The sequence below is a fragment of the Aeromonas sp. 25-248 genome, from assembly GCF_053005425.1.
On the sequence record NZ_JBRKTB010000012.1, the window covers coordinates 85,438 to 98,845 of the forward strand.

14 protein-coding genes are annotated in these 13,408 nt (G+C 62.6%); 5 read left to right on the forward strand and 9 right to left on the reverse strand.

Annotation, left to right across the window (positions count from 1 at the left end; translation table 11 throughout):
- Positions 1 to 6 precede the first annotated feature (6 nt).
- From spoT to ACVDHI_RS16060, 4 genes are all read right to left on the reverse strand, one after another.
- A complete protein-coding gene (gene spoT / locus ACVDHI_RS16045) occupies positions 7 to 2,124 on the reverse strand; it encodes a bifunctional GTP diphosphokinase/guanosine-3',5'-bis pyrophosphate 3'-pyrophosphohydrolase (protein ID WP_039040667.1) in 2,118 nt (705 codons plus the stop codon).
- Positions 2,125 to 2,259: 135 nt separating this feature from the next.
- Complete coding sequence (rpoZ, locus tag ACVDHI_RS16050; RefSeq protein ID WP_005307060.1) at positions 2,260 to 2,535, reverse strand: DNA-directed RNA polymerase subunit omega; 276 nt, start codon at positions 2,533 to 2,535, stop codon at positions 2,260 to 2,262.
- A 79-nt stretch (positions 2,536 to 2,614) separates the two neighbouring features.
- Entirely contained in the window at positions 2,615 to 3,241 is a 627-nt protein-coding gene (gene gmk / locus ACVDHI_RS16055; RefSeq protein ID WP_039040668.1) for a guanylate kinase, read from the reverse strand.
- Between the two features lie 256 nt (positions 3,242 to 3,497).
- On the reverse strand, positions 3,498 to 4,598 hold the full coding sequence (locus ACVDHI_RS16060) for a glycosyltransferase family 9 protein (protein ID WP_324063048.1): 1,101 nt from the start codon (positions 4,596 to 4,598) through the stop codon (positions 3,498 to 3,500).
- 138 nt (positions 4,599 to 4,736) lie between these two features.
- Between ACVDHI_RS16060 and ACVDHI_RS16065 the strand changes: the two genes are divergently transcribed.
- Both ACVDHI_RS16065 and ACVDHI_RS16070 read left to right on the forward strand, forming a co-directional pair.
- Entirely contained in the window at positions 4,737 to 5,450 is a 714-nt protein-coding gene (locus ACVDHI_RS16065; RefSeq protein WP_010672321.1) for a 3-deoxy-D-manno-octulosonic acid kinase, read from the forward strand.
- Between the two features lie 170 nt (positions 5,451 to 5,620).
- Positions 5,621 to 6,484, forward strand: a complete 864-nt coding sequence (locus ACVDHI_RS16070; protein ID WP_324063046.1) for a GGDEF domain-containing protein — start codon at positions 5,621 to 5,623, stop codon at positions 6,482 to 6,484.
- Positions 6,485 to 6,547: 63 nt separating this feature from the next.
- Here the strand turns inward: ACVDHI_RS16070 and ACVDHI_RS16075 are convergent, their stop codons facing one another.
- Positions 6,548 to 7,402 carry a DMT family transporter gene (locus tag ACVDHI_RS16075; protein ID WP_042016171.1) on the reverse strand — a complete coding sequence of 285 codons (855 nt, stop codon included), beginning with the start codon at positions 7,400 to 7,402 and terminating at the stop codon, positions 6,548 to 6,550.
- A gap of 42 nt (positions 7,403 to 7,444) precedes the next feature.
- Between ACVDHI_RS16075 and ACVDHI_RS16080 the strand changes: the two genes are divergently transcribed.
- Complete coding sequence (locus tag ACVDHI_RS16080) at positions 7,445 to 7,915, forward strand: DUF6314 family protein (protein ID WP_042882121.1); 471 nt, start codon at positions 7,445 to 7,447, stop codon at positions 7,913 to 7,915.
- Between the two features lie 105 nt (positions 7,916 to 8,020).
- Here ACVDHI_RS16080 and ACVDHI_RS16085 read toward each other — a convergent pair whose 3' ends face one another.
- Both ACVDHI_RS16085 and ACVDHI_RS16090 read right to left on the reverse strand, forming a co-directional pair.
- Positions 8,021 to 8,182, reverse strand: coding sequence for a hypothetical protein (locus ACVDHI_RS16085; protein WP_010672325.1), 162 nt, complete (start codon positions 8,180 to 8,182; stop codon positions 8,021 to 8,023).
- Positions 8,167 to 9,066, reverse strand: a complete 900-nt coding sequence (locus ACVDHI_RS16090) for a DMT family transporter (RefSeq protein WP_167826264.1) — start codon at positions 9,064 to 9,066, stop codon at positions 8,167 to 8,169. Before ACVDHI_RS16090 ends, ACVDHI_RS16085 begins: the two co-directional genes overlap by 16 nt.
- A gap of 91 nt (positions 9,067 to 9,157) precedes the next feature.
- Between ACVDHI_RS16090 and ACVDHI_RS16095 the strand changes: the two genes are divergently transcribed.
- The gene (locus tag ACVDHI_RS16095) at positions 9,158 to 10,132 is read left to right on the forward strand and encodes a LysR family transcriptional regulator (protein ID WP_041212089.1); all 975 of its coding nucleotides are present in this window, start codon (positions 9,158 to 9,160) and stop codon (positions 10,130 to 10,132) included.
- Here ACVDHI_RS16095 and trpS read toward each other — a convergent pair.
- Positions 10,111 to 11,124 carry a tryptophan--tRNA ligase gene (gene trpS, locus ACVDHI_RS16100; RefSeq protein WP_104455000.1) on the reverse strand — a complete coding sequence of 338 codons (1,014 nt, stop codon included), beginning with the start codon at positions 11,122 to 11,124 and terminating at the stop codon, positions 10,111 to 10,113. The two genes, ACVDHI_RS16095 and trpS, sit on opposite strands and share 22 nt — an antisense overlap.
- A gap of 191 nt (positions 11,125 to 11,315) precedes the next feature.
- On the reverse strand, positions 11,316 to 11,750 hold the full coding sequence (locus ACVDHI_RS16105) for a universal stress protein (protein ID WP_010672329.1): 435 nt from the start codon (positions 11,748 to 11,750) through the stop codon (positions 11,316 to 11,318).
- Between the two features lie 452 nt (positions 11,751 to 12,202).
- On the opposite strand from ACVDHI_RS16105, the gene fabV reads away from it, so the two are divergent.
- On the forward strand, positions 12,203 to 13,390 hold the full coding sequence (gene fabV, locus ACVDHI_RS16110; protein WP_201985647.1) for an enoyl-ACP reductase FabV: 1,188 nt from the start codon (positions 12,203 to 12,205) through the stop codon (positions 13,388 to 13,390).
- Positions 13,391 to 13,408 lie beyond the last annotated feature (18 nt).

Genomic DNA, 13,408 nt, shown 5'->3' on the forward strand with positions numbered 1-13,408 from the left:
CTGTGTTCAGTTTTTCTGTCGGCTCACCCTGAGCACGTTGGGCATGACCCGGATCTTGCGCATGATGTTGGCGAGGTGGATCCGGCTCTTGGTGGTGATGAGCAGGGTGACCACATAGACCCGGCCATCTTTCTCCTCGGTGCTGATGGCGTGGATGTTGGCGCCGGTGGCGGCAATCACGTTGGCCAGCTCCGCCAGGGCGCCCTGGTGGTTGACGATCTCGATGCTGATGCCGGTGCGGAATTCCTGCTCCTGCTCCTTGTCCACCTCCCACTGCACCGGCAGGTATTTGTCCGGTTCGCGGCTGTAGCCCTTGATGTTGCGGCAGGACTCTTGGTGGATCACCAGTCCTTTGCCCGGGCTGATGTGGGCGATGATGGCGTCCCCCGGGATGGGGCGGCAGCAGTTGGCGAAGGTGACCAGCATGCCGTCGGCCCCCTTGATCGGCATCTTTTTGCTGGTGGATTTGGGTTGCTCTTCCGGCGGCAGCTCATCCCCGAGCATGCGGCGTGCCACCATGACGCTCATGGCGTTGCCAAGGCCCACGTCGGCCAGCAGCCCCTGCAGGTTCTCGTGTTTGGTGTCGGCCAGCACCTGCTTGACGCGGGCTTCCGGGATGTCTTCGATGTTCTTGGCGCCGAGGGCATGGTTGAGCAGGCGGCGGCCCAGCACCACGGACTCTTCGGTGCGCAGATTCTTGAGGAACTGGCGGATCTTGGAGCGCGCCTTGGTAGTCACCACGAAGTTGAGCCAGGCCGCATTCGGGCGGGCGCCGGGGGCCGTGATGATCTCCACAGTCTGACCGGAGTGCAGCGGGCTGCTGAGCGGATAGGGGTGGCGGTCGACCCGGGAACCGACGCAGGCGTGACCGATGTCGGTGTGCACCGTGTAGGCGAAGTCCACCGGGGTGGCGCCGGCGGGCAGCTCCATGATGCGGCCCTCCGGTGTGAAGACGTAGATCTCGTCGGGGAAGAGGTCGGTCTTGACTCCCTCGATGAACTCGAAGGAGCTGCCGGCGCTCTGTTGCAGCTCCAGCAGGCTCTGCATCCAGCGTTGGGCGCGGATCTGGGCCGTGGTGCCCGAGCTGTCCCCATCCTGCTTGTAGGCCCAGTGGGCGGCGACGCCCTTGTCGGCCATCTGGTCCATGAACTCGGTGCGGATCTGCACCTCCACCGGTACCCCGTGGGGCCCAACCAGGGAGGTGTGCAGGGACTGGTAGCCGTTGGTCTTGGGGATGGCGATGTAGTCCTTGAAGCGACCGGGGCGCGGCTTGTAGAGGCTGTGCATCTGCCCAAGCACCCGGTAGCAGGTGTCTATGTCTTTCACTCTCACTCTGAAAGCATAGATATCCATCACTTCGTGGAATTGCAGTTCTTTCTTCTCCATCTTGTTGTAGATGGAGAACAGGTTCTTCTCGCGTCCGCTCACCTGGGCATCGATACCGGCTTCCCGCAGACGCCCCTCAATCTCGCTCTGGATGGAGTCGATGATCTCGCGCCGGTTGCCACGGGCGCGGCGCACCGATTCCCGCAGTACCCGGGAGCGCATGGGGTAGAGCGCCTCGAAACCGAGCTCTTCCAGCTCGTTCTTCATGGTGTGAATACCGAGGCGGTTGGCGATGGGGGCGAAAATCTCGAGGGTTTCCCGGGCGATGCGGCGGCGCTTGTCCGGTCGCAAGGAGCCGAGGGTACGCATGTTGTGAGTGCGGTCGGCCAGCTTGATCAGGATGACCCGGATGTCCTGGGTCATGGCCATCATCATCTTGCGGAAGTTCTCGACCTGGGCTTCCTTGCGATCGCGGAACTTCAGCTTGTCGAGCTTGGAGACACCCGAGACCAGCTCGGCGACGGCGTTGCCAAACTGCTCGGCAAGATCGTCCTTGGTGACAGGGGTATCTTCGATGACGTCGTGCAGCACGGCAGCCATCAGAGTCTCATGATCGAGGCGCATGTCGCCCAGGATGCGGGCCACGGCAACGGGATGAGTGATGTAGGGTTCACCACTGGAACGCATCTGTCCCTGGTGAGCATCACGGGCTACCACATAGGCTTGCCTGAGCTTCTCAACCTGCTCGGGTGGCAGGTAGGAACTGGCTATTTCTTTAAGATTTTCAAATAAATACAAGACAGTCCCCGCAGCGGTTAAACGGCAATCCGTGAAATTGAGGGTATGCCCTCGAGTTTGCGAGGTTTTCGAGCGGTTGTAAATGGGGAGAACAGCCGGCACCCGGGCGGGCGCCGACTATGGGAAGCGACTGACTTAGCCGCGACCTTCTGCGATGGCAGCAACGGCAGCCAGCTCGGCGGCTTCCTGCTCTTGCTGCTCGTAGCGGTCCTGAGTATCCATCACCTGGTTGTTGACCAGACCCAGTTCGATCTCGCGCAGGGCGATCACGGTCGGCTTGTCGTTCTCTTCGTCGACCAGGGGATCCTTGCCTTGTACCGCGATTTGACGAGCGCGGCGCGCGGCGACCAGCACCAGGTCAAAACGGTTACCTACCTGTTTTACAGCATCTTCTACAGTAACGCGGGCCATGCGGGACTCCAGTGTTTGGGCTTTCTGTGATTGAAAAAGCGGTGTTTAAAAATGACGCAAAAGTTTACTTGTTTTTGGCTTACTCTGCCAGTAGCTGTTTCAGCAAGTTTTGCTGGGCCTGCTGTTGCTGACGCATTTCCAGGCGCTGGCACTCGATGACGGCCCTGAGCTGGAACAGTGCCAGCTCAAAGTCTTCATTGATGATGACATAGTCATACTCGTCATAGTGCACCATTTCGGCAATGGCTTTCTCCATCCGGCCCTTGATCACCTCGGCGCTGTCCTGGCCGCGGCCGATCAGGCGGCGCTCCAGCTCCTCGCGGCTGGGAGGCAGGATGAAGATGGACTTGGTAGGCATCTGTTCGCGGATCTGGCGGGCGCCCTGCCAGTCGATGTCGAGGAAGACGTCGATGCCCTGCGCCAGGCAGGCCTCGATGGCGGCGCGGGAAGTGCCGTAGTAGTTGCCGAAGACTTCTGCCCACTCGAGAAAGTCACCGCGCTCGATCAGCGCCTTGAACTCTTCCACCTTGACGAAGTGGTAGTGCACCCCGTGCTCTTCACCGGGACGGGTGGCGCGCGTGGTGTGGGAGACCGATAGCTGCATCTTGCCGGCGGCGTTGTGCTGGGTCAGCAAGGCATTGAGCAGGCTGGACTTACCGGCCCCGCTCGGGGAAGAGATGATATAGAGAGTGCCTTGTTGCGCCATGTCTGTACCTTTAAGCGATGATCCGCGCTTTGGTTGTAGCAGAGGCCGACGTCTTGTGCCCGATAAGGGAGACGGTTGCTCGCAATGCGCGGAGGAATCAGAGTCAGGAGGATGTAAAGGCGGCGAATGTTAGCAGATGGGGGCGGATAAAAAAACGGCCGGAATCATATTCCAGCCGATCAAAATATCCGTAGCTTGCTGTGCGGGCGTTACCCGCATAGAGGGCCATTCTGCCCACGGGGCCGGGGCCGGGCCATCAGATTATCCCTGCGCCAGGGCTCGGAATTTCCGAGTTGCCCTGGGTCGGTAGAAGATGCTTGTCGGTACAGAGGCGGTCGAAGGCGGCGATGACCCGCTCGCGGCTTATCTTGGCCATGGCGTCCGCATCCTTGAGGCGGGTGCGCCAGCCGAGCTCGGCCAGCGGCTTGCCGGTCTCCTGCTCAATCAGTTCCTGATAGACGCTGACCAGATAATCCCGGCACAGATAGGGTCCGGTACGCTCCGGGTTGTGGTGGGCGTAGAGGCCGATCACGGGTGTTCCCACCAGGGTGGCCATGTGGGCAGGGCCGGTATCCGGGGCCAGCACCAGGCTCGCCTCGCCAATCAGCGCCAGCAATTGCTTGAGGCTGGTCTGCCCCACCAAATCTGCCGGCTTGCTCTGGCTGAGGCGCTGGATCTCGGCGGCGAGATCCCGCTCCAGCCTGGCCGGTCCGCCGCACAGATAGACCTGAAAGCCCTTGTCTGCGGCGTGATCCGCCAGCGCGGCATAGCCGGCGGCAGTCCAATTCTTGAATGCCTTGCTGGCAGCGGCGCAGATGAGCAGGGTCGGCTTGCCGCCAATTTTCTCCTTCGCCCAGGCCTGGTGCTCGGCGCTGATGGGCGGTTGCCAGTCCGGGGTCAGATCCTTTATCCCGAGCTCTTTGGCGAAGGCGAGAAAGCCGTCCAGCACGTGGGGGGAGGCGGGTGAGGGAACTCGATGGTTGGTGAACAGCCACTGACCGTCGCTGGCGCGCTCCCGATCAAACCCGAGTTTGACCTTGGCCTTGATGCCGAGGGTGGCGATGCTGGCGCGCATGGCGGCCTGCAGGTGGAGCAGGGCATCGAACCTGCGCCCCTTGAGGGTCTGCCAGAGATCGCGATAGCCGCGCCACCCCTTGCTCTTGTCGAAGGGAATGACCTCGACCCCCGGCAGATCGGCGAACAGGGTCGCCTCAATCTTGCCGGTGATCCAGGTGATGCGGGTCTGGGGCCACTCCCGCTGGATGACGCGTACCAGCGCCAGCGCGTGGCAGCAATCTCCGATGGCGGAGAGCCGCAGGATGCAGATGGAGGAGGGCGGCGTTTGGAACAGCGGCATGATGTGGCGCAACGATGGCAAAATGGATGGATGGCATTATGCAAACTCCCCTGTGGATTGTAAAATTGCGCCGGTTGCCCGACCGGCACGGCTTTCTGAATGGATGCCCTGCACCCACTATCGACCGGAATTCTCATCATGCTGACACACACCACCCACAACCAGGTCTGCTGGTATGCCGACGGAGTCTTCCGCGACCCTTCCCCTGCCTTGTTCGATCCTGTCTGGTGGCAGACCCATCGCCAGGTGGTGGGCTCTTCCATCGGCCGCGGGGTGACCTGGTTCGTGAAGGATGAGTCCCGTCACTTGGTGCTGCGTCACTACTACCGTGGCGGCATGGTGGGCAAGCTGGTGCGTGACCGGTTCTGGTTTGAAGGGGTGGAGAGCAGCCGGGCCATGGCTGAATATCGTCTGCTGGCGACCTTGAGTGAACAGGGGCTGCCGGTGCCGCGCCCCTTTGCGGCCCGCATGGTCAAGCAGGGGCCCTTCTATCGGGCCGACATCCTGATCGAGCGCATTCGCGGCGCCAAGGATCTGGTGGCCCTGCTCAAGCAGGGGCCGATCGCCGGTGAGGTGTGGCACAAGATAGGCAAAACGGTGCGCCAGTTGCACGATGCAGGGGTCTATCATGCGGATCTCAACAGCCACAACCTGCTGCTCGACAAGGAGGGCAAGGTGTGGGTGATCGACTTCGACAAAGGAGCCATCCGCTCCCCCGGCAACTGGCAGCAGGCCAACCTGGAGCGGTTGCTGCGCTCCTTCAACAAGGAGTCGCAACTGCACACCAGCTTCCACTTCGTGCCGGAAAACTGGCAGGCCCTGATGGCAGGCTATCAGGGCAAGGTGGCGTGACGTCGAGCTTCACTTCGTAGCTGGAGGCTGGCAGGCCGCTGATGGCGGACCACCGGGGGCGAGAGGTGCGAGGCCAGCGATGCTGGCGCGGTTGCTCGGCGCCAGCACCAATGTTACTTATTGAGTGTGATTGCTTGGACAGATATTCAGATCCGGTTTCGAGGCGCGTGATGGAAAGGTATGAGACTCCCGGGGTTGAGGTCACCACTCCCCTTGAGGTGACGCTGATGGCACAGGCCATGGCGATGTTAGAGGCCGGGATCTGGACCTGGTCGGCCGGGCAGGGTCTGAGGCGGGACCCTTCCTGTCTGCAACTGCTGGGTCTGGAGGGGGGCGAGCTGGGAGATCTCGGCTGGCTGGATCGGGTACATCCGGATGATGCTCCCCGTCTGGCAGAGGCCCTGGAGGCCTGCCAGCAAGGGCGCAGCAACGGGCTTCGACTCGAGTACCGCATCCTGCACCATCAGGGCCATTACATCCGGCTGGAGGAACGGGTCCGTAGTGACGAAGGGGGTCAACTGCTGGGGGTGGTTCGCCATCTGGATGCCGCCATGGCGCCCCTGGAGGATCGCCACGACACGGATCCCCTCACCGGCCTCGAGAGCCGCAGCCACTTCGAGCTGTTGCTGGATGAACGGCTGGCCAGCGAGAGCGGCAGTTTCTGTCTGCTGCAGTTCAGCGTGGATCACCGCAGCAAGATCCTGCAGTTGTTCGGGGAGGCGGCCTGCGACGCCATGCTGGCCAAGCTGGCCCGCATCGTGCGCCGCGAGCTGCGTCGGGAAGATCCCTTCGCCCGTTGGGACGAAGACGGCTTCATCCTGATGCTCTCCCAGACTGATCGGTTGAGCGGCCTGGAGATTGCCGAGCGGCTGCGTCTTGAGATCGCCGACGCCAGCCTGCTGCCCCAGCGTCCGGTGACCGTGAGCATCGGCCTGGTGCAGAGCCAGAGTGCCGAGCAGCTCGATCACCTGCTGGCCCGGTTGGCCTCCTGCCACGGTCAGGCGAAGCGGGAACACAACGCCGTGGTCGGCTGACGGCCAGTCACTGTCCGCGAACCCATTGACGCCGATGGACCCATCAGCGTCAATGGTTTTCAGTCAGCGCTCACTGACCTGCTGACGCTGGCAAACCCAGAGGGAAGCCAGCATCAGCAGGGCGCCCAGACCGAGCCTGAGCAGGTCGGTATCCTTTCCCCAGAGCACCAGATTGACCAGCAGACCCGCGGGGATCAAGGCGTTGTTCATGATGGCCAGCACGCCGCTGCTGACCAGGGTCGCCCCCTTGTTCCATAGGAAGTAGCCGAGCCCGGATGCCCCGACCCCCAGCCAGAAGAGGATGCCCCATTGCAGGGGGCTGGTGGGATATTGAGGTTTGCCCAGCAGCCACCAGGCGGGCAGGGCGATCACCAGGGCGCCCAGATAGAAGCAGCCGAACACCGCCAGCTGGGGCGGCTGCTCAGCCTCCCGGGCCAGCAGCACCTTGTAGCCTACCTGGCCCAGGGCGAAGCAGACGTTGGCGCCCTGCACCACCAGGAATCCCAGTACATAGCTTTCGGTCAGGCCGTCGAAACGGATGACGGCCGCCCCCAGCACCGCCAGCAGGGCCCCCCACAGATAGACAGGCTTGAAGCGCCCTTCCAGCAGGTCGTGGATCAGGGTGACATAGATGGGGGTGAAGATGGTGAACACCAGCACTTCCGGTACCGTCAAGAGCAGGAAGGAGTGGTAGTAGAAGAGATACATGATGCCGAGCTGGATGGCACCGAGGGCCATCAGCTTGGCCACCAGATCGGGGCGCAGCCAGCGACGGCGCAGGAAGGGCAGAAACACCAGGCTGGCGAGCACGATGCGGGTCAGTACCGAGAAGTAGGCATCCACCTGACCGGCAAGGTAGACCCCGATCAGGCTGAAGGAGAAGGACCAGAGCAGGGTAACCCCTATCAAGTAGTTCATGTGATTGAATTGTCGTCAGTTGTCAATTTGGAGGGCGCTATGATGGCCGAGTTGGAAGGCGCGATCCAGCGTTTATGGGAAGGGTTGTCACAGATCGGAGCATTTGCCTTCGAGGCGAGCAACGGGGTCGGATCCGCCACCGACTGGTGCGGTCGCGGGGAGGGTGCCGTGGTGGTGACCGATCACCATGGGGGGTGGCTGTATGCCGAGACGGGTCGCTACACCACGCCCCATGGCCGGGAGCTGACCATGCACAACCGCTTCTGGTGGCAGCGCACCGCACGGGGGATCATGCTCTCCCACCTGCGCTACGAGCAGCCGGTGATGCTGTTCGAGCTGTTGCCCCGGGGGGACGGGCACTGGGTCACGGCCGAGCCTCACCTGTGCGGGCAGGATCACTACAGCGCCGAGCTGACCGAAACCGGCGAGGGTTTCCTGCTCGCCTGGCAGATAACGGGGCCGCGCAAGAACGAGCGGTTGAGTTATCGCTACGGAGCAGAGGCGCAGAGATAAAAAAACCGGCGCAGGGCGCCGGTAGAGGGGACAAATCGGAGGTTTTGTTAAAACGGTCCCAAAAACAGGAGAGATACACTCTCGTCACACACGCAGAGAGGGTCTTCAGGCATTCAGTGCATAGTTCAGCATGGCTTGCAGCTTGCTGTCGAAGAACCAGGGCAGTAGCACCATCAGCAGACCCAGCACCCCGGCCAGCCGGTGGCGATACTGCCAGCCGGCTATCAGTACCAGACCGCCGCAGAGGGTGGTCAGGATGCCTGACATAGGGCAGCCTCCCGCTGTTGGCGGCGCTGCTGTGCCCACTGGTTGAGGGCGACCGAACCCAGGATCAGGGCCAGCGCCACGCCCGTGGTGGACTGGATCTGCTCGCCGAGGAACAGGGCTCCCAGCATGACGCCGAACAGCGGCACCAGGTAGTTGCTGAAGGAGGCGAAGGTCGGGCCCGCCTTCTGGATCAGCGCCATGTAGAGGAAGTAGACCAGGCCGGTACAGAAGATCCCCAGCATGGCGACGGCGCCCATGGCCTGCTGGCTCGGCAGGGTGAGGTTGCTCAGGTCGGCCACGAAGGGCGCGGCCAGCAGCAGCTGGATGGCCGAGGAGATCAGGATGTTGCGGGCCACGACCACAGGATGGTCCTTAGCGAAGCGCTTGATCATCAGCAGGCCGATGGCGAAGCAGCTGGCACCAAACAGGATGGCCATGGCACCGAGCAGCCCGGCATTCATGCCGCTGGTCAGCTTGGGCCAGAACAGTACCAGCACGCCGACGAAGCCGATGATCACGGAGACGAGGCCGCCCTTGGTGATTCTTTCACCAGAAATAAACAAGGGTGCCGCCAGAATGGTCACAAAGGGGATACAACCCATGACCACGGCCGCGATGGCGCTGTCCACATACTGTTGTCCCCAGGCCACCATGATGAAGGGGATGGTAGCGTCGAGCAGGGCGATCAGCATATAGGTTCGCCACGGGGTGTGTTCACTCTTGAGGCGCATGAACAGGCAGAGCAAACCCAGGGTCAGGCTGCCGCACAGGGCGCGTCCGGCGGCCACCATGATGGGGGGCAGTTCAGCCACGGCCTGGTGCATGAAAATGAACTGGGAGCCCCACAACAGGCCGATCGCCAGCAACAACAGATAGCTACGCATTTGAATCTCCGATGTAATTCGCCTGCGCATTCTATGCAATCTGCTACTATGCCAAAAATGAATTGTCGTCATTCAACTATGGCCAATATCGATGGAACTGCCCCTCTCCCGCCTCGACCTCAACCTGCTCACCGTGTTCGACATGCTGATGCAGGAGCGCAACGTCACCCGTGCCGCCGAACGGCTGCACCTCTCCCAGTCCACCGTCAGCCATGCGCTGGGGCGCTTGCGCCAGGCGCTGGATGACCCGCTGTTCGTGATGAGTCGGCGCGAGATGATGCCGACCGAACGGGCCAAGGCGCTGGCGAGCCCGGTGCGCCAGGCGCTGGCCATGCTGGAGCAGGGGCTGCGTCAGGCCAAGGGATTCGACCCGGCAAGTGCCCGGCGGATCTTTCGCATCGCCACCCCGGGCTCGGTGGAGCACGGCCTGGTGCCGGTGCTGGTGGAGTGGATGGTGCAGCAGGCTCCCCACTGCCGACTGGAAGTGTGCGAGCTGGCGGACAGCGACTACGAGCGGGAGCTGGAGAAGGGGGAACTGGATTTGGTGATCGGGTTTGCCGGTGCCAACCATCTCTCGCCCCGGTTGTGGCGCGAGGAGTGGTTCAGCAATCCGCTGGTCTGTTTGTCGCCCCTCGGCAGCGCTCTGCCCGACATGCTGGGGCCGGGAGAACTGGTCAGCCGCCCCCATATCCACACCTCCAGCTGGGGCCACAGCCAGGCCATGGTGGATCTCTGGCTGGCCCGTTTCGGGGTGGAGCGGGAGCTGGGGGTCAGGCTGCCGAGCTTTATGGCGGTACCGCCGCTGATGGCGACCGGCCGCTACCTGGTGGTGGTGCCCGAGATGATCGGGCGCCACTTCTGTCGCCACTATCCGTTGCGCCTGCACCAGCTGGAACCCGCCATCCCCATCGTCTACCTGATGGCGGGCCACCCGCTCAGTGCCCATGACGAGGCGATCGGCTGGTTCAAGGGGTTGTTGCACCGGCTGGCGAGGGAGCGCTACGGTGCGGATGCGCTCGGCCATCCCGCGCCGCAGGGGGCAGATCACGCCAATCCGGAGAAGTAGTCCAGCCCCATCGCCCCCTTCACCTCGGCCAGCACCTCGTCGGTGAGGGCCCGGGCCTGCTCGGTACCCTGCTGCAACAGGCGCAGCAGCTGGCGCTTGTCGGCGATGGCGGCCTCGCGCCGCTCCCGCATCGGGGCAAGCAGGGTCTGCAGGCAGTCGTTGAGTACCTGCTTGCAGCGCATGTCCCCCAGACCACCGCGCTGGTAGTGGGCCTTCATCTCGGCCACCAGGGCCTTGTCAGGGTGGAAGGCATCCAGATAGGCGAACACCGTATTGCCCTCCACCTGACCCGGATCGCTCACCTTGAGGTGATTGGGGTCGGTATACATGGCGAACACCGCCTGCTTGATCTCGTCGCTCGACATGCCGAGTTCGATGGTGTTGCCAAGGGACTTTGACATCTTGGCCTTGCCGTCGATGCCGGGCAGGCGGCCGGTGTCGCTCAGGATGGGCTGGCACTCGGTCAGCACCTCTTTGCCCACCAGGGTGTTGAAGCGGCGCACTATCTCGTTGGTCTGCTCCAGCATGGGCAGCTGATCCTCGCCCACCGGCACGTGAGTGGCACGAAAGGCGGTGATGTCGGCGGCCTGGCTGACCGGATAGACGAGGAAGCCGGCGGGCAGGCTGCGCTCGAACCCTTTCTGCTGGATTTCGGCCTTGACGGTGGGGTTGCGCTCCAGCCGGGCGACGCTGACCAGGTTGAGGTAGTAGGTCGTGAGTTCGGCGAGGGCGGGCAGGGCGCTCTGCAGGCAGAAAGTGGTCTTGGCCGGGTCGAGGCCGGCGGCCAGGTAGTCGGCCATTACCTCCAGCACGTGATCGGTCACCTTGGCCGGGTTGTGGCCGTTGTCGGTCAGCGCCTGCAGATCGGCGATCATGACGAACTGGCGGTAATGGTGCTGGGCGGCCACGCGCTGGCGCAGGGAGCCGACGTAGTGGCCAATGTGCAGTTTGCCGGTGGGGCGGTCGCCGGTCAGGATCACGGGGTTGTGCATGTCACTCTCTCCAGTTGGGTGAGCCGGGAGGCGACAAAGGGATGAAAACAATGACCGCCTCTCGGCGGTCACGGTGTTTTCTTTGGGAAATTTTACATAGAAAAGCAGTGCCGCCTGTTTAGAAGCAGCACCACCAGTAGTTGTGATTGAATGAGGTCATATTCATGGCAAATCACACTACGCCTGTTCGATCACTTCTGCAAGGGCACGACCAGCATGTCGCAGGGCACGGTATTCATCAGCTGGCGTGCGCTCGAGGTGAGCAGGCTCCAGAAGCTCTGGCGATGGCCGCACACCAGCAGGTCGATCTGGTAGTCCTTGACCGCCTGGTTGACTCGCTCGCTCAGATCGCCGCAGATGACCAGCTTCTTCTCGATGGGGTAGTCCACCGAGGCGAGGAAGGCTTCCAGCTTCTCCTTCGCTTCGGCGATCACCTGGTCCTGCACGTTGTCGATGTCGATGTCGATCATCTCGGTGTAGAGATCCTTGAGGTCCACATCCACATGGATCACCGACAGCTTGGCGCCGTTGGAGCGGGCCCGGTCGACCGCCTTCTCGATCACCTTGCGGTTGTCTTCCGACAGGTCGATCGCGGCCAGTACGTGTTTGTAATAGGTTCCATTCATGGGAGTTCTCCTCACTGATCCTGGGTCCACTATACCAATGTCTGCTGAAACTAAAACGGCATCGTCGCCACAGTTTCAGGATTTGCCTGACCCCGAACCGGAAGGCGTAGAGGTGCAGGTGGCCGGGGAGTGCATATTTTGAACAGGAGTTTGACGCCGGTCACAGGCGTGCTATTGCCCCCGGGAAGGTGGGGGAATAGGATGTGCCCGTGCTTCGCAATGAACACAAAACAACAAAAAGCATCTGAATACCGCTTTGGGGAGCCTCGCGCTCCCTTTTGTTTTTCTGCCCTCTTCCAGCCCATATCCCGTCCGACATCAAGGTAATCCCGCCCCCCTTGGTTATGCTGTAGCCAGTTCCCTTGGCAAAACGGCCAGGGCTCCTCACCTGCAACCGGGTGACGCTGTCATGGCCGTTTCTCATGTCCCACCGATGCACCGGAGAGTCCTTCATGATCATTCATCCCCAGATCCAGGGTTGTGTTGCCCGCAATTGCCACCCCATGGGTTGTCGCGCCGCCGTGCTGCAACAGATCGAACAGGTGCGGGCGGCGGGGCCGTTCAACGGGCCGAAACGGGTGCTGGTGCTGGGGGCATCGTCCGGTTTCGGGCTGGCGTCCCGGATCGCGCTCACCTTCGGCGCCGGGGCCGATACCCTGGGCGTCTCGTTCGAGCGGGGTCCCTCCGACAAGGGGCTCGGCAGTGCTGGCTGGTACAACAACATCTGGTTTCGTCAGGCGGCGGAGCAAGCCGGTCGCATCGCCGTCAACCTGATCGGGGATGCCTTCTCCGACACCATGCGCCAGCAGGCCATCGACGTCATCCGCCAGCGACTCGGGCAGGTGGATCTGGTGGTCTATTCGCTGGCGAGCGGAGTCAGGGTGATGCCGGATGGCACACAGGTACGCTCGGTGCTCAAGACCACAGGCCAGCCGCTGCAAGGCTGGGGGCTGGATCTGGAGCACGATGCGCTGGTGCAGCAGTCGCTGGTGCCAGCCACCCCGGAGGAGATCCGCGACACCGTCACCGTGATGGGGGGCGAGGACTGGCAGCGCTGGATGCAGGCATTGCAGCAGGCGGATTGCCTGGCCCCCGGCGCCCGGACCGTTGCCTACTCCTATATCGGCCCCGAGTCCACCTACCCCCTCTATAGAGACGGCACCATCGGCTATGCCAAGGAGCACCTGCACGCCACCGCCGAGACCATCAACCTGCAACTTGCCGGGATTGGCGGTCATGCCTGGGTGTCGGTTTGCAAGGCGCTGGTGACCAAGGCGAGCGTGTTTATTCCGGTGTTGCCTGTCTATCTGGGCCTGTTGATGGGGGTGATGAAGGAGCGTGGTGTCCACGAGGGCTGCATTGAGCAGATGCAGCGGCTGTTTGCCGACAAGATGTACGGGCCCAGAGGGGTCGTCGCCGATGGCAACCGGCTGATCCGGATGGATGACCACGAGCTTGAGCCAGCGGTGCAGGCCGCCGTCTCGGCACTCTGGCCCAAGGTGACGCCGGAGAACTTCCGCACCCTGGGGGATTTTGCCGGGTTGCGCCAGGAGTTCATGCAGCTCAACGGCTTCGAGCTGCCGGGGGTGGATTACGGTGCGCCGGTGAACGTGGCGTCACTCACTGAGCTGGCGCCCTGACACCCGCACGAGGGGCCA

Coding starts and splice junctions, on each gene's coding strand:
- ACVDHI_RS16105 (WP_010672329.1), bottom strand. CDS start 11,750: ATGAATGGAACCTATTACAAACACGTACTGGCCGCGATCGACCTGTCG.
- trpS (WP_104455000.1), bottom strand. CDS start 11,124: ATGCACAACCCCGTGATCCTGACCGGCGACCGCCCCACCGGCAAACTG.
- ACVDHI_RS16075 (WP_042016171.1), bottom strand. CDS start 7,402: ATGAACTACTTGATAGGGGTTACCCTGCTCTGGTCCTTCTCCTTCAGC.
- ACVDHI_RS16095 (WP_041212089.1), top strand. CDS start 9,158: ATGGAACTGCCCCTCTCCCGCCTCGACCTCAACCTGCTCACCGTGTTC.
- ACVDHI_RS16080 (WP_042882121.1), top strand. CDS start 7,445: ATGGCCGAGTTGGAAGGCGCGATCCAGCGTTTATGGGAAGGGTTGTCA.
- ACVDHI_RS16070 (WP_324063046.1), top strand. CDS start 5,621: ATGGAAAGGTATGAGACTCCCGGGGTTGAGGTCACCACTCCCCTTGAG.
- fabV (WP_201985647.1), top strand. CDS start 12,203: ATGATCATTCATCCCCAGATCCAGGGTTGTGTTGCCCGCAATTGCCAC.
- ACVDHI_RS16085 (WP_010672325.1), bottom strand. CDS start 8,182: ATGTCAGGCATCCTGACCACCCTCTGCGGCGGTCTGGTACTGATAGCC.
- ACVDHI_RS16060 (WP_324063048.1), bottom strand. CDS start 4,598: ATGCCGCTGTTCCAAACGCCGCCCTCCTCCATCTGCATCCTGCGGCTC.
- ACVDHI_RS16065 (WP_010672321.1), top strand. CDS start 4,737: ATGCTGACACACACCACCCACAACCAGGTCTGCTGGTATGCCGACGGA.
- rpoZ (WP_005307060.1), bottom strand. CDS start 2,535: ATGGCCCGCGTTACTGTAGAAGATGCTGTAAAACAGGTAGGTAACCGT.
- gmk (WP_039040668.1), bottom strand. CDS start 3,241: ATGGCGCAACAAGGCACTCTCTATATCATCTCTTCCCCGAGCGGGGCC.
- ACVDHI_RS16090 (WP_167826264.1), bottom strand. CDS start 9,066: ATGCGTAGCTATCTGTTGTTGCTGGCGATCGGCCTGTTGTGGGGCTCC.